Consider the following 26,353-nt stretch of genomic DNA (forward strand, 5'->3'; position numbering starts at 1 on the left):
TTAAAAGAAAAGTGAAGGAGCGGTTTGATGGAATTTGATGTGTTGTTTCTAGGTAGTGGACAGGGAGCATGGAATGGTGCGATTCCGATGGCAAAAGCAGGATTAAAGGTTGGGGTAATTGAAGAGGGCTTGTTTGGCGGTGTTTGTACCAATCGCGGCTGTAATGCCAAAATCACACTGGATCGTCCAGTTGAAATTTTGCGTCAGGTAGAGCAATTGCAAGGACGGGGCTTTGATAGCCTGCCAGCCTTAAATTGGCCTGACTTGATGGCTCATAAGCATGAGGTGATTGACAGTTTAGCAGACAGCAACAAGCAAAAGCTGGAAAATGCCGGAGTGCAAACGATTATTGGTCACGGAACTTTTGTGGACAGCCATACAATTGAGGTAGCCGGTAAAAACTACACTGCTGAAAAAGTGGTAATTGTTAGTGGGCGTTTGCCTCACCGTTTGACTATTCCCGGCAGCGAGTTGTTTCATGACAGTACCGATTTCCTAGTGATGGAGGAAATGCCTGAACGGATGACCCTTATCGGTGGGGGCTATATCGCAATGGAATTTGCTACGGTAGCAAATGCTTTTGGCAGTGATGTTACGGTTATTTTGCGAGGAACCAGTATTCTAAAAGATTTCCACCAGCCATACGTCGAAGAAGTCGTGAAGGATCTAAAACAACGCGGTGTCAAATTTCAAATGAATGTTGCTTTGGAATCCGCTGAGCAAACCGAAAAAGGTATTGTCTTGCGTGGAAAAGAAGGCTACCAGCATACAACGGATTATGTGCTGGATGCCACAGGTAGAGTACCGCAAACGCAAAATATGAACTTTGAAGGTATTGGCTTGGCATTCGATGCAGCAAAAGGAATTCCGGTGAACGAGTATTTAGAAACCAATCTTCCTGGTGTCTATGCTACCGGGGATATTTTAGATAAGAAGCAGCCGAAAATTACACCTGTGGCTGCCTATGAATCACAATATTTGGCTCATTTATTTGCAGGAGATACCGATCAGCCGATCGTTTATCCACCGATTGCCTACAATGTTTTTACTTCACCACGAATTGCTTCGGCAGGCATAACAGTGGAGGAAGCAGAGCAATCTCCAGAAAAATATAAGATTACTGCGGTGGATTATGCTGGCAAGGATTGGTTCCATCAGGTAGGAAATGATGACATCAATAAAATTACTTTCGTCTATGATCAGGAGGACTATATGGTCGGTGTAACGAACGTGGGGAATGATGCGGTGGAAACGGTGGATGGGTTACTGGACGTAATGAATGCCAAACTTAAAGCTCCTGATCAGGAAGAGTTGATTTATATTTTCCCAAGTATTGCTCATTCTTACATGAAATATATTTAAATAAAAACACCTGTTTTTTATAAATCTTTCTTGCTATAATAAAGAAAAGATTTTTAGGAGGTTGTTGTTTGAAGAAAGAACCTTGGATTAAGGTATCTGACATTGTCTTTTTCGCTTGTGCGTTGGTGACAATGCTGTTAGCCCGTCATTTTATTTTCACCCCAATTGAAGTAATTGGCGCTTCTATGAACCCAACATTACAAGATAGTGAACGACTATTTGGTTTGAAGGTGGGAGAAATTAAACGCCTGGACGTTGTATCCTTTGCGGCGCCGGATGTTGAGGATAAGGATTATATCAAACGGGTGATTGGTCTGCCAGGAGAAGAAGTCTTGTATGAGGATGATCAGCTGTACATTGATGGTGAAAAAATTGATGAGCCCTATTTAGCTGAAAACAAGAAGGCACTTCCTGAAGGGATGTTGTTAACTGATGACTTTGTCTATACGGTTCCTAAAGGGACATATTTTGTAATGGGAGACAACCGTCAGAACTCGAAAGACAGTCGGATGCTGGGGGCAATTGACGAAGAGGAAATTTTCGCCAATGCCAAGGTCGTTTTTTGGCCGATTAATAAAATGGGCACTGTAGATTAATAAGGGAGCAGCAAACCGAAACATTGGTTTGCTGCTCTTTTTTGTGCTTGGATAAAAAATCAGTGATTTAGGTTGCTGCTTTGAACAAAAAATTGGGAATGTTCATAATGGTAAATGGTGCGTGAAAAATCGAAGGGTGCCCCTGAGGATAGATAAAACAGCTCTTCGATAAATAATGCTGGGTCTTCTGCAGATACCCCCAATAGTTCACTGTTTTGCTGATCTACTTTAATAACATGCAAATATTTATCTGAGAAGCCGATGGTCAATTTTAAGGCTGTTTCTAAATAGTTGAAAATTGATCCACCAACAATTTCCAGATTTAAAAAGGGAACAATTGTCATTTTGAAAAAGGATTCCTCGATACAAAGAACTTGTCCGTTAATATAGCGGATTCGTTTTACCCGATAAACTTCCTCATTTTCCTGACACAACAAATTTTCCCGGACGGCCAGATCAGGAACAATTTTCTCCAAAGAAAGTACCTTTGCGGTAATGTCAAAATGATCCAAGTTAGTAGTAAAACCTTGGTTCTCAATCATATTGATATAACCTAAACGACTGCGACGACGAACAAAAACACCACTGCCTTGGATTTGATAGATTGCTCCGCGACCTTCAAGAATATTTAACGCCTTCACAATTGTACTTTTACTTACGCCATATTTTTTGATTAATTCTTCAAACTTTGGCAATTTGGTTCCTTGCTCTAAATCATTATCGACAATTGTTTGTTCAATATCCGCTGCGATTTCCATATATTTCAGCATATCGTTTCCCCTTTGTGTTATTCTCGCCATTATCATAACACAACTCAAAATAATTATACAGGTCTTGACAAATTGTGCATTCACAATTATTATGTGTAGGTACAATAAAAGATGGGGGTTATAAAATGAGCAAAGTAAGAGATTATTCCAAGCTAGCCCAAGATATTTTGGATATCATCGGTGCAGATAAGATTGCAAACGTTACCCGATGTGCAACACGATTGCGTTTAGTTCTAACAGAGGTACCAGCTGATGCGAAAGAGAGAATTTCACAGCTGCCTGGGGTTATTTCAGTAGTTATTAATAATGGTCAATTTCAGATCGTGATCGGTACCCATGTAGGCGAGGTTTATGATGCTTTCGCTAAACTGGTAAATGTTGATGCAAATTCAGAAATTGAAGAACCAAAGGGAAGTATCATCAATCGAATTATTGCAACCATGTCTGCAGTGTTCGCGCCATTTATTTATATTTTGGCTGCAGCTGGAATTTTGCAAGGCGCACTTATTCTTATTAATTTAGCTTTTCCAGCTTTTTCAACTACCGATACGTATCGTGTGTTCAGTTTCATTTCGTGGGCACCGTTTACCTTCTTACCTATTTTCATTGCTATTACGGCATCTAAACACTTTAAAGTTAATATGTATATTGCAGTAGCATGTGCGATGGCCTTAGTTTCCCCTGATTGGGCAGCCATGGCCGCTGAGATTGCTGGTGGACAAAGTTTAGCCTTCTTTGGTATTCCGTTGTCTGAAACAACTTATACTTCTTCTGTATTACCGCCACTTATCTTAGTATGGTTGCTGTCTTACGTAGAAAAAGGGATCGAAAAAATCTTGCCTAGTGTGGTTAAACCATTATTTACCCCATTGCTGTGCTTAGTGATTATGGTTCCAGTAACTATTTTGGTTTTGGGACCGGCGTCATCGATTACCGCTACAGCGATTGCTAACGGCTATAATTTCCTAGTATCGGTTGCTCCACCATTGGCAGGCGCGATCATCGGTGGTTTTTGGCAGGTAGTGGTTATCTTCGGTGTTCACTGGGGGGTTACCCCAATGGTCTTGGCAAACTTTGAAATGTATGGCCGCGATTCTTTCCAAGCCTTCCAAACAATTGCAGTAGTTGCTCAGGTGGGTGCTGTTCTGGGCGTCTTTTTGAAGGCTAAAAGTAAAGAACTAAAAAATGTTTCTCTTTCAGCATTTATCACTGGAATCTTTGGCATTACTGAGCCAGCTATTTATGGTGTGACACTCCGCTTCAAAAAGCCATTTATTTACGGGTGTATTTCAGGAGCGATTGGCGCGATTGTAGCTAGCTTCTTCCAGCCTTACTACTTTGCTTATGCTGGTCTGCCAGGCTTGTTAACGATTGTCAATGGGATTGACAGCAGTGTACCCACCTCATTTATCGGAATCGTCATTGGTTGTGTAATTGCAATTGTAGGACCTGTTGTATTGACTCAAATTTTTGGTTTTGGCGAAACGATAGAGGAAGATGTTAAAATGAGTCAAGAAATTGATAAAGATGTTTCTGTTCCTAAAACACTGGTTTCTCATTTTATTAGTTCTCCAATGGAAGGGGAAGCAATTCATTTAACTGAAGTACCTGATGAAGTATTTGCCAGTGGAGCTATGGGCTCAGGAATTGCGATTCAACCTACTGACAATAAAGTTCATGCACCTTTTGATGGTGTGATTACCAGCTTGTTTGCATCAAAACATGCTATCGGTATAACCTCTGACGAAGGAGTAGAAGTGTTAATTCATGTAGGGTTGGATACAGTAAATCTTGAAGGAAAACCATTTACTTGCTTGGTTGTACAAGACCAAAAGGTGAAAAAAGGCGATGTATTGATGGAGATTGATTTAGCAGCAATTGAAAAAGCTGGATACTCAACAATCACACCGATCATCGTAACCAACACCTTAACCTATGATTCAGTTGAAGAAGAAAAACTGGGTGCGGTTTGCCCAGATGATGCAGTTTTAAAAATTAATTAGGAGGACAATAAAATGAACGACAACTTTTTATGGGGCGGCGCCTTAGCTGCTCACCAATTCGAAGGCGGTTGGGATGCTGAAGGCAAAGGACCTAGTGTGATTGATGTCATGACTGCAGGTGCTCACGGTGTACCACGAGAAATTACTGAAACGATTGAAGCGGACAAATTTTATCCGAACCATGAAGCAATTGATTTCTACCACCGCTACAAAGAGGACGTAAAGCTTTTTGCAGAAATGGGACTGAAATGTCTGCGTACCTCAATTGCTTGGACGCGTATTTTCCCAAAGGGTGATGAAGAAACGCCAAATGAAGCTGGTTTGAAGTTTTATGATGATCTATTTGATGAGTTATTGGCTCATAACATTGAACCAGTGATTACTCTTTCTCACTTTGAAATGCCGTTACATTTGGCAAGAGAATACGGCGGTTTCCGCAACCGTAAAGTGATTGACTTCTTTGAAAAATTTGCGATTATCTGTTTTGACCGTTACAAGGATAAAGTAAAGTACTGGATGACTTTCAATGAAATCAATAACCAAATGGATACCAACAATCCGATTTTCTTATGGACCAACTCTGGTGTATTGGTTGAAGAAGGCGAAAACAAAAAAGAAGTCATGTACCAAGTTGCCCACAACGAATTGGTTGCTAGTGCAAAAGCGGTGATTGCTGGCAAGAAGATTAATCCTGCGTTTGAAATCGGCTGTATGATTTCTCATGTACCAATTTATCCTTATTCATGTAATCCAGCTGACATTATGGCGGCGGAGGAAGCAATGCATCAGCGTTTCTTCTTTGCGGATGTACATGTTCGTGGCTACTATCCAACGTATGCTTTAAAAGAATTCGAACGTGAAGGATATCAAATTGATATTCGTGACGAAGATTTAGCGGTATTAAAAGAAGGAACTGTAGATTACATCGGCTTTAGTTATTACATGTCAACGGTTGTGAAAGCTGATGTGAACAATGATAATTTAGGCAACGTAGTCAACGGTGGGCTGTCGAATAGTGTTGCGAACCCTTATATTGAGAGCAGCGACTGGGGCTGGGCGATCGATCCTGAAGGACTGCGATATACGATGAACCGACTGTATGATCGTTATCAATTACCATTATTTATTGTCGAAAACGGTTTTGGTGCAATTGATCAATTAGAGGAAGATCAGTCGATTCATGATCAAGATCGGATTGATTATTTAACTAAGCACATCGAAGCTTTGAAGAAGGCTGTTGATTATGATGGGGTTGAGCTGTTAGGCTATACACCTTGGGGCATCATTGATTTAGTTTCATTTACCACTGGCGAAATGAAAAAACGCTACGGAATGATTTATGTCGATCGCGACAATGAGGGCCGTGGAACGATGGAACGGTATAAAAAAGATTCCTTTGACTGGTACAAAGAAGTCATTGAATCAAATGGTGAAAAGCTATAGACATATTTGCAAAATGGAACTTTCTTTGGAGAGTTCCATTTTTTGCTTTTTAAAGTAAAAATAGGATGCTGCTGCTGAGAATGAAGGTTATCAGACAAAAAGGAGTCATGACTAAACGCTCCTTTTTACTTTCGGTTAAAAAGGCGTTTGAAAAAATCGCAAAAAGTAGAAAGACAGTTGCTGCGAGTATAACTATTCTATCTAAGCTCTCCAGCTTGGTTAAGTCCAGAAATCCTCCATAATTCAGATAGCAGATGCCAACACTGCTCCAAACAATCAAAAATAGCACACTAACTACTCTCATAGAATAGGGGAGTATCACATACTTGCCGCCCAGCACATATTCACCTAATGGAAATCCAGCGATTAACAATAGATGCAGCAACGCATTAGCGAAGAAGCCAATCGCTGCAATAAAACAAAAAACTTCCAACATGACTTTTTTACTCCTTTAATGTTTTTTTCAGTATATAATAGATAAAAACTGAGAACAATTACGCACAAATAAGTAAGATACTCACCAGGAGGTAAGCAGATGGGGACGACAAACAATAAGTACTGTATCGTAGAGGATTATGGTTTTGAAAAACTGGAAAAAATCTTATCTGTTATTGGCGGTAAGTGGAAAATACAAATTATTTATCATTTGGGTCAAAAGCACACACTACGATACGGAGAATTGAAAAGACTTTTGCCAGAGATTAGTCACAAAATGTTATCCGCTCAATTAAAAGATCTGGAAAAGAATCGATTAATTCAGCGAATCGAATATCCAGAAATTCCACCGCGGGTAGAATATCAATTGACGAAATCCGGTATAGGGTTGATGCCAGTTTACGAAACTGTAAGTATGTGGTGCGAAGAAAATGCTGAAGTGTTTATGGCAGAATAGATAATCAAAGGGATTTTTTTGCGAGAAAAACTTTGACTTTCACTTTAAATACTTATACAATTATTTTAGACATTTGTCGATAATAGAAAGAGGTGATTTTTTTTGGGAAACATTAAAAAGCTGCCAGATGCAGAATTTGAAGTAATGAAGGTAATTTGGCATTCAGAGATACCGATTGTTGGCAACACAATTGTAGAAAAGCTGGAGTTGGACACACAAAAGGTTTGGAAGCTGCAGACGGTTCATAAGCTATTGTCTCGTTTGGAGGAACGCGGTTTTTTACAATCTGATAAGAATGGAAAACAGCGGTTTTTTACTCCCTTGGTTGCAGAGGAGGACTACTTGCAGTATGAGGCCCAAAATTTTGTGAAGTCTCATTATCAAGGTTCACTTCTGAATTTGGTAAACGCCATGTACCAAGGGGAAAACTTGGCAGAAAAAGAGTTGGATGAATTGCAGGAGTGGTTAAACGAACGAGGTAAACGGGATGAATAATTTTATGGTAACACTGGTTAGTTGTTCAGTTGGGATGAGTCTTATGATGGCAATGTTTTTGGTTTTGGTGCATTTTTGTCAGCAAAGGTACTCCCCTAGATTTTTTTATTATCTTTCGGTGGTGCTGCTCTTAGGATTTGCGATTCCGTTTCGGGTGAAGCTGCACCCTTTTTGGGGCGGGAAGACTGTCACCCCTTCAAAAGTTGTTTCTTTCCAAGAGACTATTGCAACAACGGTGCAGCAAAATACGGTGTTGGAAAGCAGTAGGTGGTTTTCCGTAGTTGAGCTAGTATTTATGATCTGGCTGATGGTTGCGGTGACAATCTTGATTTATTATGCAGTACAGCATGCGAAGTTCACCCGGACACTCACACGTTGGATAGAATCGGATGAGCAATTATTTTCAGAGTTAATTATTCCAACGGATTTAAAAATTGCTCGCTGCAAATGTATTGCCAGCCCAATGCTTGTTCAATTGGATCAGCCAACGATCTTGTTACCTAATGAAACCTATTCGCTAGATGAATTGGCGATGATTATTCAGCATGAACAGGTTCATTTCTTGAGAAAGGATTGGCTGTTGAGAGGATTCATGCTTTTTGCCGTAGCACTTCATTGGTTTAATCCGTTCATCTATGTTTTGGCGCGACAGATGACGAAGTGGTGTGAAATTTCTTGTGATGAACAAGTAATTAAAAATTTGAGTCAGGCTGAACGGTATAAATATGCCAATATAATCCTCAGAACAGTTAGAAGACAATCGAAACAAAGTATGCTGTCAACGTTGCTATCCAGCAGCAAGCGTGAAATGAAGCAGCGGCTTTCATTTATTGTTGAGAGCAAAAAAAGTGCGTATAGTCGGAGCTTTTTAGCGGGATGTTTAGTGTTTGTAATTTGTGGAACTACGGCTGTTAGCATTCCGGCAAATGGGGCAACAAACTTTGAACCAGACGCTAAAGCAAAGGCTGAAATGAAAGCAGCATTGTCAGAAAAATTCAGCAACGAATTCAAAGCTGCTGATTTTGCTGGTATGGAAATCAGCTATGATAAAAAGGGTGAGCTGATTGTTAGTGATCCTGCTGCCGAAATAAAAAATAGCGGTATTTTTGTAAAAACGAAAAAGCAGCACACTGGTTTCTATTCAGATTCGTCCTGCGACAAGGCTTCTCTGTATTTCCAAGTGAAAAAGAATAGTACTGTTGAAGTAATCGACGGGTCCTATTATTACAAAGTTGCAAAGGTACAATATGCAGGGAAAACGGGCTATATGCAGAAAAAGAATTTTTCCTTCAAATGAGTCTGTTCAATCGAGCTGTTCCTAAAATCATCGTGATCGTAGCTATCTTAATTATTGAATCGATTGCATTGCATACAAAAAACAGGACGCATCAATACGATGGGTCCTGTTGCTGTAATGAATAAATTAATAGGTAGGCATTTTTTCTTCGTAAGCCGTAATATCTGATTCGTGTTCCAAAGTAATAGCGATATCATCCAAGCCCTTAACCAGTTTGTCTTTCCAAGTCGCATCAATTGGAAATTCATAGCGAGCGTTTGGTGTAACAATTGTTTGATTCGGTAAATCAATCGTTACTTCAGCATCTGCTGGCAGTTCACTTAGTTCTTTACGAACATCTGCGGGCATCCGGATCGGCAATAACCCATTTTTCAGTGCATTCATGTAAAAAATATCACTGTAGCTGCCGGCAATGACTGCATGAAAACCATAATCCTGCAAAGCCCAAGCGGCGTGTTCACGAGAGGACCCTGAACCGAAGTTTTCGCCAGAAACTAAGATGGTCGCTGCTTGACGTTCGGGTGCATTTAAAATGAAATCTGGATTCGGTGACCGATCTTCCAAGTAGCGCCATTCATCAAACAAGTGCTTGCCGAAGCCTTTTTTATCGACCTGTTTCAAAAAGTTTTTGGGAATAATTTGATCGGTATCAATATTATCCTGCATAAAGGGAACCGTGGTTCCAGTATAAACCGTAAATTTTTCCATTAGATTGCCTCCTTGCGAATGTCAACAAAGGTTCCGTTTAGAGCAGCCAATGCCGCCATTGCTGGACTGCATAGGTGAGTCCGCGCGTCTTTTCCTTGGCGTCCTTTGAAATTACGGTTCGACGTTGATGCGCAATGTACGCCTGGTGGTACCCGGTCAGGGTTCATTCCTAGGCACATAGAGCAACCTGGCTCCCGCCACTCAAAGCCGGCCTCTTTAAAGATCTTGTCCAACCCGATTTTTTCTGCTGCCTTGCGCACCGGACGTGAGCCGGGTACCACGATCGCAGTTACATTTTCATTCACCTTTTTACCCTCAATCATACGTGCAGCTTCCTGCAGATCGGAAAGACGTCCATTGGTACAAGAACCAATGAAGACATAGCCAATGTTAATATCGGTTGGTTTTTGACCTGGCTTCAAATCCATGTATTCATAGGCCTTTTTGTATTCTTCTGTTTCAGGCTCTGGGAAGGTGCCATCCACTGGCACACCCATTTCCGGATTGGTTCCCCAAGTAACAAAGGGTACTAATTCATTGGCATCCAAAGTTAGAACAGTATCATACTTAGCATCTTCGTCGGTATACAATTCTTTCCAGTCGTTAATGGCTGCTTCCATGTTTTTCGGTGCATATTCGCGGCCTTCAACATAAGCAAAAGTTTTTTCATCTGGAGCGATCAAGCCGATTTTTGCGCCGCCTTCAATGGACATGTTACAGATGGTCATCCGTTCTTCCATTGAAAGGGAACGAATCGTATCACCACAGAATTCAGCCGCATAACCAACACCGAAATCTGTACCATATTTCGCAATCAAAGCCAAAATAATATCTTTAGCATAAACACCCTTCGGCAGTTCGCCAGTCACCTTAACTCCCATATTCTTGGGTTTATTTTGCCACAAACATTGGGTAGCAAAAACATGTTCCACTTCACTAGTTCCAATTCCAAAAGCTAGCGCACCAAAAGCTCCGTGAGTCGCAGTGTGAGAATCTCCACAGACAATCGTTTTGCCTGGCTGAGTCAATCCTGTTTCTGGACCAACCATATGGACAATGCCTTGCCGGTCGCTGCCGTTATCGCAAAGAGTAACGCCAAATTCCTCACAGTTTTCTCGCAAAGTATCAATTTGCTTTTTCGCTACTAGATCGGTGAAATTGAAAATATCAACTGTTGGGGTATTGTGATCCATCGTTGCAAAGGTACGTTCAGGGCGCCGCAATTTCCGGCCAGCTTCGCGAATACCTGCAAAGGCTTGAGGAGAAGTTACCTCGTGAATCAAATGTAGATCAATGTAAAGCAGCTGTGGTGCGCCTTCTTCTCCTTGCACCACATGACGGTTCCATAGTTTATCAAAAAGTGTTTGTGCCATTGGTTATGCTCCCTTCATTTCTGTCAGTACGGCTTGAGTGAATTCTTCTGTTGAAGCAGTTCCACCTAAGTCACCAGTAAGAATGCCTTTCTTCAAGACAGTATCGCACGCTGCTTCAATTGCTTGTGCCGCTTTTTCTTCATTAAATGATTGCCGCAGCATCAAGGCTACAGATAAAATCATTGAGATTGGATTGGCAATCCCTTTACCTGCGATATCTGGTGCTGAACCGTGAATTGGTTCGTAAAGTGATGGTCCCTCAGAACTATGACTGGCACTTGGCAGTACACCTAGTGAACCAGGTAATACTGAAGCTTCATCACTTAAAATGTCGCCGAATAAGTTTTCAGTAACAATAACATCAAAACTGCTTGGTGCTTGAATCAGCTTCATTGCTGCTGAGTCGACGTATTGATGCTCCAATGTACAATCTGGATATTCTTTCGCCACTTCTTCAGCCACTGAACGCCATAACTTACTAGTAGCCAGTACGTTGGCTTTATCCACTGATGTCACTTTCTTACCACGCGTTTGTGCAATTTCAAAGCCTTTACGCAAGATCCGTTCGATTTCAAATTTTTGATATCGGTTGGTGTCATAAGCTTCCTCTATACCTAGTTCTCTGGGTTCTCCAAAATAGATACCACTAGTTAACTCCCGAACGATCACCAAATCAGTGCCATTAATAATTTCTGGTTTTAAAGGGGACAGGTGAAGCAAAGCCTCCGACACAGTGACTGGACGGATATTGGCAAAAAGATTTAATGCTTTGCGTAAAGCCAGCAAGCCCTTTTCTGGTGTTTCCGGTCCTTTTTCCCACTTGGGTCCGCCAATTGCACCTAATAAAATTGCATCAGCTTCTTCACAAGACTTCAAGGTAGTTTCAGGTAATGGTTGACCAGTTAAGTCAATTGCAGCTCCGCCGAAAGGTTGTTCTACAATTTCGAAGGTTTCTCCTGTTAAAGTCTCAGCAGCCGCTAAAACCTGTAAGCCGCTGTTCATAATTTCTGGTCCAATGCCGTCACCGGCTAAAGCAACAATTTTTTTCGTCATTTCCTTACTCCTGTTCTTTCATTTGGTTACTTGCTTGGATATACGCTTTAGCCGAAGCCTGCAGTACATCAAAATCAATTCCGATACCACGGAAGTCTTGCTTGGTTGCGGAATCATGTAAAGTCACGCGAACCTCAGCCTGAGCATCCTCACCACCAGTAATTGCTTGGATTTCATACTCGGATAATTCCGGTTCTTGTTGGAACAGTTCATCAATTGAATTATAAATCGCCTGAATACTTCCTGAGCCGATGGTAGAAGCCACTTTTGTTTCTCCAGCTTCATTTATAATAGAAACAATAGCGCCTTGATACCCGCTTGAGCTGTATTGTACCTGTACATTCGCCAACTTGCAGCGTTCACTTTCTTCTCGTGACTGGTCTGTCAAGAGAGCGATCAAGTCCTGATCAGTGATTTGCTTCTTCTTATCTGCCAGGTCTTTGAAACGCTTGAAGGCTGTTTTTGTTTCCTCTTCATTCAACTGGTAGCCCAATTCTTCTACTTTAGTTACAAAAGCATGTCGCCCAGACAATTTGCCTAGTGGTAGAGAGTTTTGGCTGACACCCACCAAAGTTGGTGTAATAATTTCATACGTTTCGGGATTTTTCAGCACGCCATCCTGATGGATACCCGATTCATGAGCATAGGCATTGTCACCGATGATTGCCTTGTTTCTAGGAACTGGGATACCAGATAGTCTTGAGACGAGATCGCTGGTACGTTTCGTTTCATTCAACACAATATTTGATTCGCAGCCATAGAAATCTTTACGAATATGCAAGGCCAGAGCAACTTCTTCTAAAGCAGTGTTCCCCGCACGCTCGCCAATTCCGTTTATCGCACCTTCTACACGGTTTGCCCCATTTTCAATGGCGGCCAAAGCATTTGCCGTTGCCATGCCCAGGTCATCATGACAATGAGAAGAGAAGGTGATTTCCTGATCGCTTTTAATGTTATCAATCAAGTATTTAAAAATACCGCCATATTCAGTTGGATTAGAATAGCCGACGGTGTCGGGTACATTAATGATCGTAGCCCCAGCGTCAATTGCTGTTTGCACAGCTTCTAGCAAAAAGTCCCTCTCTGTTCGGGAAGCATCCTCAGGTGAGAATTGCACCTTTTCAAAAAGTGTCCGAGCATAACTGACATGTTCCTTAATGGATGCAAGGACCTCAGCTTTGGTCATTTTCAATTTGTATTCCATGTGGACATTACTGGTTGCCAAGAAGGTGTGAATTTGTGGGTCCACTGCATCCTTTAGCGCTTCATAAGCCCGATCAATATCCTTTTTCTGGCAGCGAGCCAAGCCAACCACGGTCATGCGTTTAGCATTTTCAGCGATTCCCTTAACTGCTTCAAAATCTCCTTGAGAGGCGATTGGAAAACCGGCTTCGATGACATCAATGCCCCATTTCTCTAACTGCATAGCAATCTGAATTTTTTCTTTTGTATTAAAATTAACGCCAGGGGTTTGTTCACCATCACGCAGGGTGGTATCAAAAAATTGAATTTTTCTCATTTTCATCCGCTCCTCTTAACAAAAAATAGGTATAAAAAAAGCATTCCATCTAAGAAGAACCATTTTTCTTCTCGATGCAATGCGAATAGGGACTCTCTTTTAATTGCTTAAAGAGTCCCTGTTATAATAATAAGTTGTTGAAGCTGTTGGTTGTATATGTCATGGTATTCACCTATCAATTGTCAGAATTTTTTGTTGATAAAAGCATATAAAAGATTTCAGACAAAGTCAATAGATTTATGAAAAAAAGATTAAAGATGGATGGTTAAAAGATTTTATTTGAAAGAGAAAAAAATCTGGGAAATGAGTGAAACTTTGTGCATACTATTTACAAGCTTTAAATAAAAGGCTTATACTTTGATCAATGGAGTCGTTTACAACTAAAGGAGAGTGGATAAAATGCTGTTATTGTCAAAAAAAGATATTCAACAGGTTTTTACAATGAAGGAGGCAATCGAAGCGGTAAAAGAAGCCTTTTCGTTATTTTCAGCTGGAAAAAGTGAAGTACCTTTACGTACCCAAATTGTTAGCGAGGATCAATCAGGAACCTTCCTGTTCATGCCAGCTTACGTACCAACTATGAAAGCAGCGGGAATAAAAGTGGTTAATATTTTCCCTAACAACATTGATAAAGGTTTGCCTTCAGCTCCGGCACAAGTCTTATTAATTGATGGAGAGACTGGCTTTGTTACCTCCGTTTTAGATGGAACCTTTGTTACGCAAATGCGAACGGGTGCTGCTTCGGGTACAGCGTTTGATGTGCTGGCGAAAAAAGATGCAAAAAAAGGCGCCTTGATTGGTACTGGAGGACAAGCAGCCTGTCAATTAGAAGCAATGATTTGTGCTCGAGACTTAGATGAAGTGAAGGTCTTTGATATGAATCCTGAGCGAACAGCTGACTTCGTACAGCAAATGAACCAACAGCTAGGCAGCTACGGGACACAAATTTTAGCAGCTAAAAGCTCCGATGAAGCGATCGAGGATGCAGATGTGATTATCACCGTTACTCCTTCTAAGAAACCTGTTTTTGATGGAAATAAAGTGAAAAAGGGAGCGACAGTCAGCTGTGTGGGAGCTTATCAACACGACATGCAGGAAATGGACCCGGTCATTTTAACTCGCGCAGACAAAATTTATTTTGATTCAGAAGAGGCGGTACTATCTGAATCTGGCGATATTCTGATTCCCTTAGAAGAAGGAACAATTACTAAAGAAGATTTCACTGGTGACATTGGAGAAGTAATTTTAGGAAATTTGGTTGGCCGTGAGAACGATGAAGAAATTATTGTATTTGAAACTGTCGGCATCGGCACACAGGATTTAGTAACTGCTAAAGCTATTTACGATAAAGCGTCTAAAAAGGGTGTTGGAACCGTCTGGGAATAAGTGCTTAAGGAGGAATTCGAATGGCAGAATATGCAAGTATTTTCAATGATGTTCTTGGTCCAGTGATGGTAGGTCCGTCAAGTTCCCATACAGCCGCATCTGTCCGAATTGGTAAAGCGTTGCGTCAAATGGTCAAGGGAAACGTTACTTATTTCCAAGCTGACTTTGCTCCGAAAGGTTCTCTGGCGGCCAGTTACATTACTCAATGCTCTGATGTTGGTTTAGTCGGTGGTCTTTTGGGTATGGAACCGACCCATGAAGACCTGCTGCGATCCATTGAGTTAGCTGAAGCGGGTGGGATGACCATCAATTTTCGAATTATCCCTTACGAAGCGGAGCATCCCAATACTTACCGAATGATTATTCGCAGCGATCAGATGGAAGAAGTAACGGCCACTGCATTATCTGTTGGCGGCGGTATGATTGTTTTTACTGAAATTCAAGGCGAACCAGTGACAATCTCTGGCGGCTTTTATGAAACGCTGATCTATGGAAAATCACCTACCTCAGCAATTTCAGATGTCACAGCCTATGCCGAGGCAAAAGTACCAGGCTTTTGCCAAATTGAACAGCGGGTAGCGGACGAGAAGGTCTTTTTAAATATTAAGTCTCATCAGCCGATTACTGAAGAAGTTCTAGCTGGTTTTAAACAATTTTTCCAGATAGACGAAGTAATTGCTTTTGACCCGGTTTTACCAGTAATGTCGCAAAAGGAAAAAAACGTTCCTTTTAAAACAGCAGAAGAAATGCTGCAAATTGCTGAAAGGGATCAGTTGGAGCTATGGCAGTTGGCCACAATGTACGAGAGTGTTCGGGGAAACATTTCTGAGCAGCAAGTATATGACAAGATGGCGGATATTGTTGCTATCATGGGTAAAGGGATCGAAATAGGGCTAAAAGGGACAGAATATGCAGATCGGATACTAGGCTATCAATCCTATAAAGTTGGAGAACATCAAGCGCAAATGATTGGCGGAACGTTGACTGCGGACATTGTCGCTTTCATTACTGCTATGATGGAAGTAAAAAGTTCGATGAACGTCTTTGTTGCTGCACCTACTGCCGGGTCTTGCGGCGCGTTACCAGGAACAGTTTTTGCTGTTGCTAAAGAATACAACAAATCAAACGATGAAATCATAAAAGCAATGCTGGCAGCAGGAATTATTGGTGTCTTCATCGCGGAGTATGCCACTTTTGCCGCGGAGGTTGCCGGTTGTCAGGCTGAGTGCGGCGCAGGATCGGGAATGACCGCAGCTGCCCTAGTACAGTTAATGGGTGGTTCTGCTAGAACAGCGGCCAATGCTGCTTCGATGGCATTGCAAAATATTTTTGGTATGGTTTGTGATCCGGTTGATGTACGAGTTGAGGTTCCTTGTTTAGGAAAAAATATGATGTGCGGCATGAACGCCTTAGGGGCTGCTAACATGGCAATCGCTGGGTTCGATGTGGTCATTCCATTAGATGAGACCATTGATAGCTTTGATAAAGTTGGTCGTATGATTCCACCAGAATTACGTTGCACCGGGTTAGCTGGTTTAGCGCAAACGAAAACCGGATTGGAAATTTCTCGACAGCTGGCTTGCCGTAAAGGCTGCTGTTAAAACAAATAGAGGCTGTGACATAAGTAGTCTCTAAACGAATAAAAAAAATGCCCCCCTCCCGAAAATCTATCAATGATTTTCAGTGAGGGGGGGGCATTTTTCTATGTAAGAAGTCCTGAAGTTCGTCCTGCAACTGCCAACTTCATCATATTGAGGGCCAACACGAGGAGGCCGGTTTCTCTCTTCACTTTTTCCATACCTCGAACATGGTAACGAGTGAAACCTAAACAAGCTTTCATCCGACCAAAAACAGGTTCTACGTCGATTTTTCTTCGTGCATAGATTTTTCCTGTTTCAGGAGTTGAAAGCAGAGTGACTTGTTTCGCTTTAAAATATTCCCAGGAAGGGTTGACGCTTATTTTTCTGGTGTATCCTTTTTGTGTTAATGCGGCTGGAATAACTTGTTTATTCTGATCATATTTCTCCGCTTGATATTCTTTAAAATCTTTTACGAATCCTTCCTTATCCGTTCGTTGACGGTAGGCATGAAAATTGAAGCGGACTCCCTTTAGATCCACGTAATAATCGTCTTCTTCATAATAGGTCCAGTTCATGACTTTTCGTTCATCTGTTTTCCATTTTTTACTTTGTTCTTTGAGCATTGTTCCATAAGGAATTAACGCAGTATGTTGTGCGTACTGATCCTCCAATTGTCGATAATTTTTTTCTGACCCGTATCCTGCATCAGCAACAATCACGGTTTCTTCAACCAAATCCATTTTTTCTAAAAATGGAAGTAATGTTTTTGTGTCTGTCGGATTTTGGTAAACATCATAACCTATTATATATTGATTGCAGGTGGCAAGCTGTAGATTATAGGCAGGTTTCAACTGGCCATTACGCATTGGGTCTTCTTTAACCCGCATGAAAGTAGCGTCTACATCCGTCTTTGAATAACTATTGCGAGTTCCACAAAGAGTAAGACGAAGGTGATGCTCAGCCATTTTTTCGCGACGTTCCGTTAGTTTTCGTTTTTGTGATTTCACTGTTCGGCGTTGTTGTTTTGCAGGATTAGGTGAGACCTTTTTGGTCTCTTGTACTTCCTGTTCTACCTCTTCTAAACGCAGCTCTAACCGTGTTAGAACTTCATCCAATCGGTCCAAGGTAAGGTCTGAACCTTCAGGAATATGTTTTACTTGATAGGCTTCCTTTAGCTCGGTCATCAAGGCCAAGATCGTTTCACGATTCATTTGATCATACCGAAGTGTGCTCTTTTTCCAAACAAAACTGTATTTATTCGCATCGTCCAGAATCTTTGTGCCATCAATAAAGAGGGCGTCATCAATTAATTGACGTTCCCGTAAATAGCTGGTTAATGATTCCAGACTTTGATTGACTAACGCTTCTACATCGTTGGAAATACGGAAACGTGCAATAGTGCGATAAGAAGGCACACGTTCCTGCGTCAACCAGCGTGCTGGCAAACTTTCTTCCGCAAGTTGTTCAATTTTACGACTAGTAAATACGCTGCGAGTATAAGCAAATAAAATGAGTTTTAGCATCAAACTAAGATCGTACTCCCGAGGTCTACCAAAAAGATAAGGTTCCTTGAACTGAAGAGCCTCAACTAATTCATGAATAAACCAGGCAGTATTCTCTTTTTTGGGAACATAGGAAGTAGATATATTCAAAGTAAGCTGAGCCATGTTATAATTAGTCATGTGTTTTGGTCCTTTCGAGGATTAAAGTTTGAGTATAGGCAGCCACCTATACTCTTTTATTTTACCCAAAAATGCCAGTGAAATGAACGATAATCGTCATTTCACCGACATTTTTTTAAGACTTATGTCACAGCCTCTATTTTTATACAATCCTACAGCTCTACATGAACAAGCTGACAATCCAATTCAGCTGAGTTCTCCTGAATCAGAGTTCGAATTTGTTCCTCCCAAGCTGTTTCAGAACGCCAGGAGATACCGCAGCCGGCTGATAGCTTTCGTGGAATCGGCATCAACCGTCCAGCAATAGTAGCTTCTTTGCATAATGTTGAAAAATACAGAGCTGCATGTTCTGTTTCGAAAGTGACAATCAACCATTTCTTCATTGAGTACTCCTAAGTTTTAACGAGAAGCTCTCGCTCTTTTTTCGCGGTTGGTAAAAGCAATAATAAATAGTAAAACAATACATAAAATGACAGAAATTCGACCAAAGCTAGTTGTTCCTTCCCCTGATGAAGCCAAGCCGAAGTTATGAGCAAAAGCAGCTCCGACCAGCATCCCGATGACTGTAATGCCGGCATCAGAAGAGCCTTGACCAGTTAAAATAAGCTGACGGAGAGGACAGCCGCTTAAAAGAACGCCAGCAAAACCGACAACATACAATCCTAGAATATTCCACAAATGTTCCGTGTGGGCAATCGGCTGGTCTGCAAAGCTCAAATGGAAACTCCCAGTAGCTAAATTATAAATCAAAACGACAACGAATAGTGTAAGCACACCAGTAATTCGATTAAAATTCTTCATCAAAAAGATATCACGAATACTGCCAGAGAAACAAATCGCGGAAAGCTGAGCCAGGCCTCCGAAAACCAAGCCGCCAATTAGAGAAATAATTACGGGTGCATGAAAGCTTCCAGGCCCTTCTGCACTGACTATGAACAAAGTCGGTACTAGTAAAAATAGAACAAATAAAACTAGGAAGAAGCCAGGAATCATGAACCCGCTGGATGTTTTCGTTTCTTTAGCTTTGCCTAAAGTGTAGCCTTTTTTTAAGAAAAGGCTCCCAGTAAGGACGCCGCCTACAAAACCAATTAATCCAACATAAGCGTTCAGATCACCGCCACCCATACGTAAAATCATCCGTAAAGGACAGCCTAGGAACATCAAAGCTCCGATCATCATCATAAAGCCTAATAAAAAACGCGTAGCCGTAGAAGAACCGCTTCTAGCAGCAAATTCTTTTCTAGGAATCGCCATCAGCATAGCCCCAAAAATAATACCAATAATTTCAGGTCGTAAATATTGAACTGGAGGAGCCATATGAAGCTTGGTTGATCCAGCAATATCGCGAATAAAGCAGGCAACACAAATGGCCATATTTGCAGGATTACCAAAATATGCTAGTAATACCGCTACTAAACCGAATCCTAAACCAACACCAACATACAATTTTTTACTTTCCATCTCTTATTACTCCTTTTGACTAATTTTTTGTAAAGCATCCAAGGCTTCCCTAATCTCAGTCTCAGTTGTAAAGGAGGAAAAACTGAAGCGCACGACACCTTGTTCCTTTGTTCCAAGGGCTTCATGCATCAGTGGGGCACAGTGGCCGCCAGAACGAGTTGCAATACCATATTCGTAGGCAAGTAAATCGCTGATTTCAGCTGAATCTCTTTGTCCAATGTTCAATGCAACAATTGGGCAACGCTGTTTATCAGAGAAATCACCATACAAAATGACCTCATCAAGTTTTGCCGCTTCTTGATAAAAGAGGCGTGTCAACGCACTTATTTTTTGATTTAATTTTTCAAGGGTCTCCGCTAAGAGATAATCAACACCGGCTGCTAAGCCAGCAATTCCATGACTGTTTAAGGTTCCCGCTTCCAGTGCAGTTGGAAAGAGTGCTGGGTGCTGTGGATTGAAGGTATCAATCCCGCTGCCTCCAACCTTTAAAGGACGCAAAGAAATACCTGGACGAACATATAAGCCGCCAGTTCCTTGAGGACCGTAAAGCCCTTTGTGACCTGTGAAGCACAAAAGATCAATTCCCATTTTTTGAACATCAATCGGCAGAATACCAGCGGATTGAGAAGCATCCACTACAAAATAAAGTCCGTAATTTTGACAAACGTCGCGAACTTTGGCTAAATCCATTACATTTCCAGTTACATTTGATGCGTGAGTCACAATAATGGATTTAGTGTTGCATTGAACGGCTTTTTCAAAATCAGTATAGTCTAGTTTTCCCTGTTTGTCGGCAGGAATAACTGTCAGCTCTAAGCCTTTTTCAGACTGCAAACGATAGAGGGGACGCAAGACTGAGTTATGCTCCAACGCAGTAGTAATCACATGATCCTTACCGGTGTGCAACCCATCGATTGCTAAGTTTAAGCTTTCCGTTGCTCCGGAAGTAAAAACTAACTGTTTGGTTAGTTCCCCATTAAAAAGCTGACACAAAACTTGACGCGCATGAAAGAGTACCTCAGAGGATTTTAAGGAGTCCTCATGAACCCCTCGACCAGAGTTGCCAAGTTGCATGAGTGCATCGGTTACTGCCTCGATGACAGCATCTGGTTTTTTCAGTGTTGTAGCGGAGTTGTCCAAATAAATCATCGTTCATTTCTCCTTGTGTGAAAATTTCTTTGCATCATACAAAGACTAAGTGGGAAACAATGCTTCTTAGAAACTTCTAAGTGAATGTTCACTCACACTCAAGTAAAGGTATCAATAGACTTCTTCATTTTTCCCACCTCCTTATTTTCATCAAAAGACCATCGAATGTTCAAATAATCACAAGTTAAGTGTAGCTGATTGGTACCGGCAAAGTAAAGGTGAAAAGCAAAAATAACCCCCTCTTTCTAAAAGAAAGAGAAGGTGGTTAGATTCTGGGCAGTAAAGACTTCATCAATGAAAATTGACCATCAATTTGGGCTTCAGTGATATCGCCAATCAGTGCGAGTACACTTAACCCTTCAATGACGAACATAAAATTTTCAGCTAGAGTATCCAAAGATTGTGCAGCTAAGACCCGCTGCTTAATCCCGAGCTCTAGGATCTCGTAAATGGTTTGTTTAGTAGCAGCCATTTGAGCCTGTTGAAACTCTTGGTCTTCTTCCGATTTATGAGTAAAGTAATACTCATACATAGCCCGCAGCATACTATCGTTGATTGTATTTAACAGACGCTCCTTATGGCTGTTAAAATAAGTATCCAGTAGTTCATCAAAAGCTTGATTTTCTTTGATGGCTGAACGAATTGAATCAAATTTACGGCTGTTGCGACGTTTTACGGTCTCGATAAAAATTTCATCTACGGAATCAAAATACAAATAAATTCCACCACGGCTGATTCCACAAGCATCAATGATATCCTTCATAGTAACATCAATCAAGCCCTTTTTAGCGAATACTCTGCGAGCACTTTCCAAGATAGCTTCTCGCTTTTGCCGCTTACGTTCCTCATTTGAAATGTTTTTCATAAGTCACCTCAGAAATAAATTAATGACACAAGTGTCATTTTTATGTATAATCATCCCAATGACATGTGTGTCATCAAAATGAATGCATAGGAGTTGCAAATAATGAATACAAAAAATAAAACATATCGCTTAACGATCCGAGCGATCCTAACCGCGTTAATTATTTTGCAGGCGATGGTTCCTTTTTTAGGTTTTATTCCTTTAGGTATTACTGATTTAACCATTATCCATATTACTGTCATTATCGCTGCTGTAGTTTTAGGGACCAAGGATGGGATGTTTATTGGAATGGTTTGGGGAATCTTTACGGTCATCCGAGCATTTACCTCTCCAACCAATCCTTTAGATACATTGGTGTTTACTAATCCAATTGTTTCGGTATTGCCGCGAATTTTAGTGGGATTAGTAGCTGGTCTGCTATTCACTTGGTTGTACAAAAGGTATCACAAGCTAACAATGGCTACGGTAATTGCTGCTGTCTTTGGCTCATTAACTAATACAGTTTTAGTCTTATCGCTTATGGGATTATTATACACTACTGGTGTAGCTGATGCCTATGGGGTAAATCCATCAGGTTTATTCAAAGTCCTTGGAACTTTGATTTTCACCAATGGAATAACTGAAATGATTGGTGCAGGAATTATTACACCTTTAATTGTTCGTGCTCTGTTTTCTGCTACTCACTTAAGTCCAAATAATCGAAATTAGAGTATTCTAATCGTTATTTTATGTTAGTGAGATATGATCAGCAGAGAGTAACGATTCTTCATGATTAGAAGATCGCGCTTAAAAAAGCAGGGGGATCAACTGAAGTTGTAGTAGTTTTTAAAGGTTTTCTGTCGATTTCTTTTAGTTTTTTAAGGCTACTTTACAGATGGTTTTTTCTAAAAAAATGAAAAAGTGAAAGACAATAAAAAACAATAGTTATTTTTAACTTGTCTGTTTTTTTATTTTTTTAGTGTTGACAAAGGAATTAATCAGGTGGTATTCTTACCTCGGAAATACGAATAACTTGATTTGTTAGGTGAGGCTCCTATACAAACACAGGCTACTGCCCAAAAATGTCGAGAGACGCCAATGGGTAGAACAGGAATTGTCGATTACAAGGCTCTTCTTAAGGTAGCTAAAAGCTCTGCTTTTTACGTTGTATAGTGCCAAAACTCAACGACTAGATCGCAATGAGCTTCTTTTTGATGTGCTTATTTCAGGCCTTTCGCTGAGTTTTTGGCGAAAGGTCTTTTTGCGCATCAAGGAATAATTTATTGAGGAGGAACAATCATGGTAAAACAGTGTTCACATTAACGCGTTGGAACAGTTCAGATTATTGGAAAGGAATTAAGCTAAGAAATAATTTGTTGATGGAAAGTGCGGGCAAGCCCCCTATCACTTTTGCTCCAACAGAAGAGAGAAATGATTGGCATTTAGTTGTACGTGTAGACCATGAAGTTATGGCAACCTTGCTTCTTCATCCTATAAATGGTCAAATTGCGCAGATCAAACAGGTAGCTGTGTCTCAATACTGCCAAGGAATGGGCTTAGGAAAAAAACTAATTGCCTATGCGGAAAATGTTGCACAAAATTTAGGCTTTGAATTAGTCTTTCTGACAGGACGTAAACAAGCTTGGTATTTTTATGAAAAGCTAGCCTATGAAAGCTTTGCAGAAACCTACGTTGATCATGAAGTAGAGTTAAAGATATTTAAGAAGAACCTAGTAGTGACCCAAACAAAGGAGATGAAAACACATGGACGACAGTAGTTCGGAACAACAGAGGTTTTGGAAAGAAAAACGCCCGCTGAAGGCAAAAGACTATTGTCTATTTGTTTTCAGATAGCTCGTTTGTTGACCTTCTTTTCAAAATCTCTTCGGAGGTGAAACATGATGGAACTCATCCTGGAAATTGTGGGCTATTTCTTAGCCGGACTAGCAATTTGGTATGTGATGATCGGAAAGAAGGTACGTATAATGGAAAAGAACATTAAAAATATGTCGTTTGTGAACTATGAACAAATGGCGAAAAGTACAGCTGAAACAATTATGGAATTATTTAAAACGCCCAGGAGAGGTCTGACAGAAGGACAGGCTGACCTTTTAAGAGAAGAATACGGAAACAATAAGATTACCTACGGAAAAAAAACTCCCCTTATATTCGAAGTGTTTAAAGCGTATATTACACCATTTACACTCGTTTTAATTGCTTTAGGAATTGTATCATTTATAACCGAATATGTATTAGCTGCGCCTGGAGAGAAAGACTTATTTGGTGTCAGTGTTATTGCTATCATGGTAATTATTAGCGGCAGTATGACGTTGATCCAATCAGTAAGATCCAATCAAGCAGCTGAAAAATTAAAATCATTAGTCACCGTTACTGCGACTGTGAAAAGAAATAATCACTTTGTTGAAATTCCAATGGAAGACATTGTTTGTGGAGATGTGGTGAAGCTTTCTGCAGGGGATATGATCCCAGCAGATATCCGTTTAATCCATGCGAAGGATTTATTCATTTCTCAATCTGCGCTGACTGGTGAAAGCTACCCTGTGGAGAAAACGGCTGGCCGAACAACTAATCATCATGATACAGAGACCAGCTATGAGAATTTGGTTTTTATGGGAAGCAATGTGATTAGTGGTACCGCAGAGGGTGTAGTTATTTCTACAGGGAATCGCACATTATTCGGACACGTTGCCCGAGACTTGGCAGCCAAACCAGTTAAAACCAGTTTTGAATTAGGAATTCAAAAAACCTCCTTCCTGCTGATTAAATTTATGTCCTTAATGGCTCCAACTGTCATCATAATCAATGGATTAACTAAAGGTGATTGGATGGAAGCCTGTTTGTTTGGACTTTCGGTTGCCGTGGGATTGACTCCTGAAATGCTGCCAATGATTGTGACAACAAACTTGGTTAAGGGTGCTTCAGCAATGGCCAAAAAAGGAACGATTATTAAGAATTTAAATGCTATTCAAAATTTTGGTGCAATTGATGTTTTGTGTACGGATAAAACGGGAACACTAACTCAAGATAAAATTATTTTGGAATACCATCTTGATTGTGATGGTAAAGAAAATGATCGCGTATTGCGACATGCCTATTTAAACAGCTATTATCAAACTGGCTTAAAAAATCTATTGGACATTGCCATTATTGATGCGTCAAAAGAAACACTTGAAACTGACAAAATTCAGTATCAAAAAGTGGATGAAATTCCTTTCGATTTCGAACGTCGCCGTATGAGCGTCGTGGTAGAAGATAATATAGGGAAGACACAGATGATTACCAAGGGTGCTATCGAAGAAATGCTGGCGATTTCCAGCTATGTGGATTTCCATAAAGAAGTTATTCCATTAACTGGAAAGATTCGCGAGGAGATTTTGGCAAAAGTAAAAGAACTGAACGAAGATGGATTGCGCGTATTAGGGGTTGCACAAAAGACAAATCCTAGCGTAGTCGGCGAGTTTTCAGTTAAGGATGAACAAGAGATGGTCTTGATTGGTTATCTAGCCTTTTTAGATCCGCCAAAGGAAACGACTAAACAAGCACTGGAAGCGTTAAAGAAACATGGAGTAGGTGTTAAAGTACTTACCGGAGATAATGCGTTAGTGACCGAATCAGTCTGCAAACAAGTAGGTCTTTCTGCTGAAGTATTAATCAGCGGGGAAGAACTTGCCAAGCTTTCAGACGAAAATCTAGCGAGAGTAATTGAAGAATACAATATCTTTGTTAAACTAAATCCACAGCAGAAAGCACGAATTACCCGTCTTTTGAGAGAAAATGGGCACACAGTTGGATTCTTAGGGGATGGGATAAACGATGCACCTGCGATGAAAGCTTCGGATGTCGGTATTTCCGTTGATACAGCAGTGGATATTGCCAAAGAATCTGCTGACGTCATTTTATTAGAAAAAGATTTAATGGTATTAGAACGTGGGATTGTAGCAGGTCGAGAAACCTTTGGGAATATTATGAAGTATATCAAAGCAACTGCCAGTTCAAATTTTGGGAACATGTTCTCAGTATTGGTCGCTAGTACTTTCCTGCCATTTTTACCAATGCTGCCATTGCAATTGCTGATTCTTAACTTAATTTATGATGTTTCTTGCATGTCGATTCCTTGGGATCGGATGGACAAAGAATATTTGGATGAACCAAAACGTTGGGAAGCTTCAAGCATTGGGAAATTTATGGTTTGGCTAGGACCAACGAGTTCTGTTTTTGACATTACTACCTATCTGCTGTTGTACTTCTTTATTTGTCCAGCAGTGGTTGGCGGCAGCTATCATAGCTTGTCTCCAGAGCAGCAGGTTGCTTTCATAGCCCTATTCAATGCTGGTTGGTTTGTTGAATCACTATGGACTCAAACCTTAGTTTTGCATGCTTTACGGACCCCAAAAGTACCATTTTTACAAAGCAGAGCATCCTTTATTTTAACTACTGTAACAGGTTTTGGGATTGCTGTGGGCTCGATCCTGCCTGCTACTAGCTTGGGACGCAGTTTCGGTCTTAGTGCTTTACCAGCCAACTACTGGCTATGGTTAATGGTAACGATTGTTTGCTATTTGTTGCTTGTCACAGTGATCAAGCATATCTACATGAATAAATACCAAGAACTATTATAATAGAAGAAACACGAATCAGCGAGCAGCTGATTCGTGTTTTTTGACTTAGAAAGTCGTTGATATAAAAGGAATCTCTAAATAGTATTATTTTAGAAAAAAC

22 protein-coding genes, 1 pseudogene and 1 riboswitch are annotated in these 26,353 nt (G+C 40.7%); of the genes and pseudogenes, 12 read left to right on the forward strand and 11 right to left on the reverse strand.

Annotation, left to right across the window (positions count from 1 at the left end):
* The first annotated feature begins 27 nt into the window (after nt 1-27).
* The gene (locus IGI46_RS09550) at nt 28-1,362 is read left to right on the forward strand and encodes a dihydrolipoyl dehydrogenase family protein (RefSeq protein ID WP_429973350.1); all 1,335 of its coding nucleotides are present in this window, start codon (nt 28-30) and stop codon (nt 1,360-1,362) included.
* A gap of 68 nt (nt 1,363-1,430) precedes the next feature.
* Nucleotides 1,431-1,958, forward strand: a complete 528-nt coding sequence (gene lepB / locus IGI46_RS09555; RefSeq protein WP_429973351.1) for a signal peptidase I — start codon at nt 1,431-1,433, stop codon at nt 1,956-1,958.
* A 59-nt stretch (nt 1,959-2,017) separates the two neighbouring features.
* Here lepB and IGI46_RS09560 read toward each other — a convergent pair whose 3' ends face one another.
* Nucleotides 2,018-2,728, reverse strand: a complete 711-nt coding sequence (locus tag IGI46_RS09560; protein WP_207704321.1) for a GntR family transcriptional regulator — start codon at nt 2,726-2,728, stop codon at nt 2,018-2,020.
* A gap of 125 nt (nt 2,729-2,853) precedes the next feature.
* Here IGI46_RS09560 and IGI46_RS09565 point away from each other — a divergent pair, with 125 nt between their 5' ends.
* Nucleotides 2,854-4,731, forward strand: a complete 1,878-nt coding sequence (locus tag IGI46_RS09565) for a beta-glucoside-specific PTS transporter subunit IIABC (RefSeq protein WP_429973352.1) — start codon at nt 2,854-2,856, stop codon at nt 4,729-4,731.
* 12 nt (nt 4,732-4,743) lie between these two features.
* Nucleotides 4,744-6,174, forward strand: a complete 1,431-nt coding sequence (locus IGI46_RS09570; RefSeq protein WP_429973353.1) for a 6-phospho-beta-glucosidase — start codon at nt 4,744-4,746, stop codon at nt 6,172-6,174.
* Between the two features lie 49 nt (nt 6,175-6,223).
* Here IGI46_RS09570 and IGI46_RS09575 read toward each other — a convergent pair whose 3' ends face one another.
* Nucleotides 6,224-6,610, reverse strand: a complete 387-nt coding sequence (locus IGI46_RS09575; RefSeq protein ID WP_429973354.1) for a hypothetical protein — start codon at nt 6,608-6,610, stop codon at nt 6,224-6,226.
* A gap of 99 nt (nt 6,611-6,709) precedes the next feature.
* Between IGI46_RS09575 and IGI46_RS09580 the strand changes: the two genes are divergently transcribed.
* The 3 genes from IGI46_RS09580 to IGI46_RS09590 all read left to right on the forward strand — a co-directional run bounded on the left by IGI46_RS09580 (nt 6,710) and on the right by IGI46_RS09590 (nt 8,858).
* The gene (locus tag IGI46_RS09580) at nt 6,710-7,066 is read left to right on the forward strand and encodes a winged helix-turn-helix transcriptional regulator (protein WP_429973355.1); all 357 of its coding nucleotides are present in this window, start codon (nt 6,710-6,712) and stop codon (nt 7,064-7,066) included.
* A 102-nt stretch (nt 7,067-7,168) separates the two neighbouring features.
* Nucleotides 7,169-7,561: a BlaI/MecI/CopY family transcriptional regulator gene (locus IGI46_RS09585; RefSeq protein WP_207704326.1), complete on the forward strand. Its 393-nt coding sequence runs from the start codon at nt 7,169-7,171 to the stop codon at nt 7,559-7,561.
* Nucleotides 7,554-8,858, forward strand: coding sequence for a M56 family metallopeptidase (locus tag IGI46_RS09590; protein ID WP_429973356.1), 1,305 nt, complete (start codon nt 7,554-7,556; stop codon nt 8,856-8,858). The genes IGI46_RS09585 and IGI46_RS09590 overlap by 8 nt, the downstream gene beginning before the upstream one ends.
* Nucleotides 8,859-8,984: 126 nt before the next feature.
* Here the strand turns inward: IGI46_RS09590 and leuD are convergent, their stop codons facing one another.
* The 4 genes from leuD to IGI46_RS09610 are packed head-to-tail and all read right to left on the reverse strand — an operon-like array spanning nt 8,985 to nt 13,511.
* Nucleotides 8,985-9,566, reverse strand: a complete 582-nt coding sequence (gene leuD, locus IGI46_RS09595) for a 3-isopropylmalate dehydratase small subunit (RefSeq protein ID WP_429963083.1) — start codon at nt 9,564-9,566, stop codon at nt 8,985-8,987.
* Entirely contained in the window at nt 9,566-10,939 is a 1,374-nt protein-coding gene (gene leuC, locus IGI46_RS09600) for a 3-isopropylmalate dehydratase large subunit (protein ID WP_207704329.1), read from the reverse strand. The genes leuD and leuC overlap by 1 nt, the downstream gene beginning before the upstream one ends.
* A gap of 3 nt (nt 10,940-10,942) precedes the next feature.
* Nucleotides 10,943-11,992 (reverse strand): 3-isopropylmalate dehydrogenase, encoded by a 1,050-nt coding sequence (gene leuB / locus IGI46_RS09605; RefSeq protein WP_207704330.1) that lies wholly within the window; start codon nt 11,990-11,992, stop codon nt 10,943-10,945.
* Nucleotides 11,993-11,996: 4 nt separating this feature from the next.
* Nucleotides 11,997-13,511, reverse strand: coding sequence for a 2-isopropylmalate synthase (locus IGI46_RS09610; RefSeq protein ID WP_207704331.1), 1,515 nt, complete (start codon nt 13,509-13,511; stop codon nt 11,997-11,999).
* A gap of 399 nt (nt 13,512-13,910) precedes the next feature.
* Between IGI46_RS09610 and IGI46_RS09615 the strand changes: the two genes are divergently transcribed.
* A complete protein-coding gene (locus IGI46_RS09615; RefSeq protein ID WP_429973357.1) occupies nt 13,911-14,897 on the forward strand; it encodes an ornithine cyclodeaminase family protein in 987 nt (328 codons plus the stop codon).
* A 20-nt stretch (nt 14,898-14,917) separates the two neighbouring features.
* Entirely contained in the window at nt 14,918-16,498 is a 1,581-nt protein-coding gene (locus IGI46_RS09620; protein ID WP_429973358.1) for an L-serine ammonia-lyase, iron-sulfur-dependent, subunit alpha, read from the forward strand.
* A 125-nt stretch (nt 16,499-16,623) separates the two neighbouring features.
* Here the strand turns inward: IGI46_RS09620 and IGI46_RS09625 are convergent.
* From IGI46_RS09625 to IGI46_RS09645, 5 genes and pseudogenes are all read right to left on the reverse strand, one after another.
* A pseudogene (locus tag IGI46_RS09625) lies at nt 16,624-18,159 on the reverse strand (IS1182 family transposase); the annotation flags it as partial.
* Nucleotides 18,160-18,311: 152 nt separating this feature from the next.
* Nucleotides 18,312-18,542, reverse strand: coding sequence for a DUF3343 domain-containing protein (locus tag IGI46_RS09630; RefSeq protein WP_429963091.1), 231 nt, complete (start codon nt 18,540-18,542; stop codon nt 18,312-18,314).
* A gap of 16 nt (nt 18,543-18,558) precedes the next feature.
* Nucleotides 18,559-19,620 (reverse strand): YedE family putative selenium transporter, encoded by a 1,062-nt coding sequence (gene yedE / locus IGI46_RS09635; RefSeq protein ID WP_429973359.1) that lies wholly within the window; start codon nt 19,618-19,620, stop codon nt 18,559-18,561.
* Between the two features lie 6 nt (nt 19,621-19,626).
* Nucleotides 19,627-20,769: an aminotransferase class V-fold PLP-dependent enzyme gene (locus tag IGI46_RS09640; RefSeq protein WP_429973360.1), complete on the reverse strand. Its 1,143-nt coding sequence runs from the start codon at nt 20,767-20,769 to the stop codon at nt 19,627-19,629.
* Between the two features lie 265 nt (nt 20,770-21,034).
* A complete protein-coding gene (locus IGI46_RS09645; RefSeq protein WP_429973361.1) occupies nt 21,035-21,634 on the reverse strand; it encodes a TetR/AcrR family transcriptional regulator in 600 nt (199 codons plus the stop codon).
* Nucleotides 21,635-21,736: 102 nt separating this feature from the next.
* Here IGI46_RS09645 and IGI46_RS09650 point away from each other — a divergent pair, with 102 nt between their 5' ends.
* From IGI46_RS09650 to mgtA, 3 genes are all read left to right on the forward strand, one after another.
* Nucleotides 21,737-22,342, forward strand: a complete 606-nt coding sequence (locus tag IGI46_RS09650) for an ECF transporter S component (RefSeq protein ID WP_429973362.1) — start codon at nt 21,737-21,739, stop codon at nt 22,340-22,342.
* A 301-nt stretch (nt 22,343-22,643) separates the two neighbouring features.
* A riboswitch (M-box (ykoK) riboswitch) is annotated at nt 22,644-22,814 on the forward strand.
* A 109-nt stretch (nt 22,815-22,923) separates the two neighbouring features.
* Nucleotides 22,924-23,391: a GNAT family N-acetyltransferase gene (locus IGI46_RS09655; RefSeq protein ID WP_429973363.1), complete on the forward strand. Its 468-nt coding sequence runs from the start codon at nt 22,924-22,926 to the stop codon at nt 23,389-23,391.
* Between the two features lie 207 nt (nt 23,392-23,598).
* Nucleotides 23,599-26,253 (forward strand): magnesium-translocating P-type ATPase, encoded by a 2,655-nt coding sequence (mgtA, locus tag IGI46_RS09660; protein ID WP_429973960.1) that lies wholly within the window; start codon nt 23,599-23,601, stop codon nt 26,251-26,253.
* Nucleotides 26,254-26,353 lie beyond the last annotated feature (100 nt).

Origin of the sequence: Enterococcus sp. AZ163 (assembly GCF_050498925.1) — a bacterium.
GTDB lineage: Bacteria > Bacillota > Bacilli > Lactobacillales > Enterococcaceae > Enterococcus_A > Enterococcus_A ferrettii.

Excerpts from the sequence above, each read along its gene's own strand:
- IGI46_RS09550 (WP_429973350.1), top strand. The coding sequence starts at position 28 with ATGGAATTTGATGTGTTGTTTCTAGGTAGTGGACAGGGAGCATGGAAT.
- IGI46_RS09560 (WP_207704321.1), bottom strand. The coding sequence starts at position 2,728 with ATGCTGAAATATATGGAAATCGCAGCGGATATTGAACAAACAATTGTC.
- IGI46_RS09565 (WP_429973352.1), top strand. The coding sequence starts at position 2,854 with ATGAGCAAAGTAAGAGATTATTCCAAGCTAGCCCAAGATATTTTGGAT.
- IGI46_RS09570 (WP_429973353.1), top strand. The coding sequence starts at position 4,744 with ATGAACGACAACTTTTTATGGGGCGGCGCCTTAGCTGCTCACCAATTC.
- IGI46_RS09575 (WP_429973354.1), bottom strand. The coding sequence starts at position 6,610 with ATGTTGGAAGTTTTTTGTTTTATTGCAGCGATTGGCTTCTTCGCTAAT.
- IGI46_RS09580 (WP_429973355.1), top strand. The coding sequence starts at position 6,710 with ATGGGGACGACAAACAATAAGTACTGTATCGTAGAGGATTATGGTTTT.
- IGI46_RS09590 (WP_429973356.1), top strand. The coding sequence starts at position 7,554 with ATGAATAATTTTATGGTAACACTGGTTAGTTGTTCAGTTGGGATGAGT.
- leuD (WP_429963083.1), bottom strand. The coding sequence starts at position 9,566 with ATGGAAAAATTTACGGTTTATACTGGAACCACGGTTCCCTTTATGCAG.
- leuC (WP_207704329.1), bottom strand. The coding sequence starts at position 10,939 with ATGGCACAAACACTTTTTGATAAACTATGGAACCGTCATGTGGTGCAA.
- leuB (WP_207704330.1), bottom strand. The coding sequence starts at position 11,992 with ATGACGAAAAAAATTGTTGCTTTAGCCGGTGACGGCATTGGACCAGAA.
- IGI46_RS09610 (WP_207704331.1), bottom strand. The coding sequence starts at position 13,511 with ATGAGAAAAATTCAATTTTTTGATACCACCCTGCGTGATGGTGAACAA.
- IGI46_RS09615 (WP_429973357.1), top strand. The coding sequence starts at position 13,911 with ATGCTGTTATTGTCAAAAAAAGATATTCAACAGGTTTTTACAATGAAG.
- IGI46_RS09620 (WP_429973358.1), top strand. The coding sequence starts at position 14,918 with ATGGCAGAATATGCAAGTATTTTCAATGATGTTCTTGGTCCAGTGATG.
- IGI46_RS09630 (WP_429963091.1), bottom strand. The coding sequence starts at position 18,542 with ATGAAGAAATGGTTGATTGTCACTTTCGAAACAGAACATGCAGCTCTG.
- yedE (WP_429973359.1), bottom strand. The coding sequence starts at position 19,620 with ATGGAAAGTAAAAAATTGTATGTTGGTGTTGGTTTAGGATTCGGTTTA.
- IGI46_RS09640 (WP_429973360.1), bottom strand. The coding sequence starts at position 20,769 with ATGATTTATTTGGACAACTCCGCTACAACACTGAAAAAACCAGATGCT.
- IGI46_RS09645 (WP_429973361.1), bottom strand. The coding sequence starts at position 21,634 with ATGAAAAACATTTCAAATGAGGAACGTAAGCGGCAAAAGCGAGAAGCT.
- IGI46_RS09650 (WP_429973362.1), top strand. The coding sequence starts at position 21,737 with ATGAATACAAAAAATAAAACATATCGCTTAACGATCCGAGCGATCCTA.
- mgtA (WP_429973960.1), top strand. The coding sequence starts at position 23,599 with ATGGAAAAGAACATTAAAAATATGTCGTTTGTGAACTATGAACAAATG.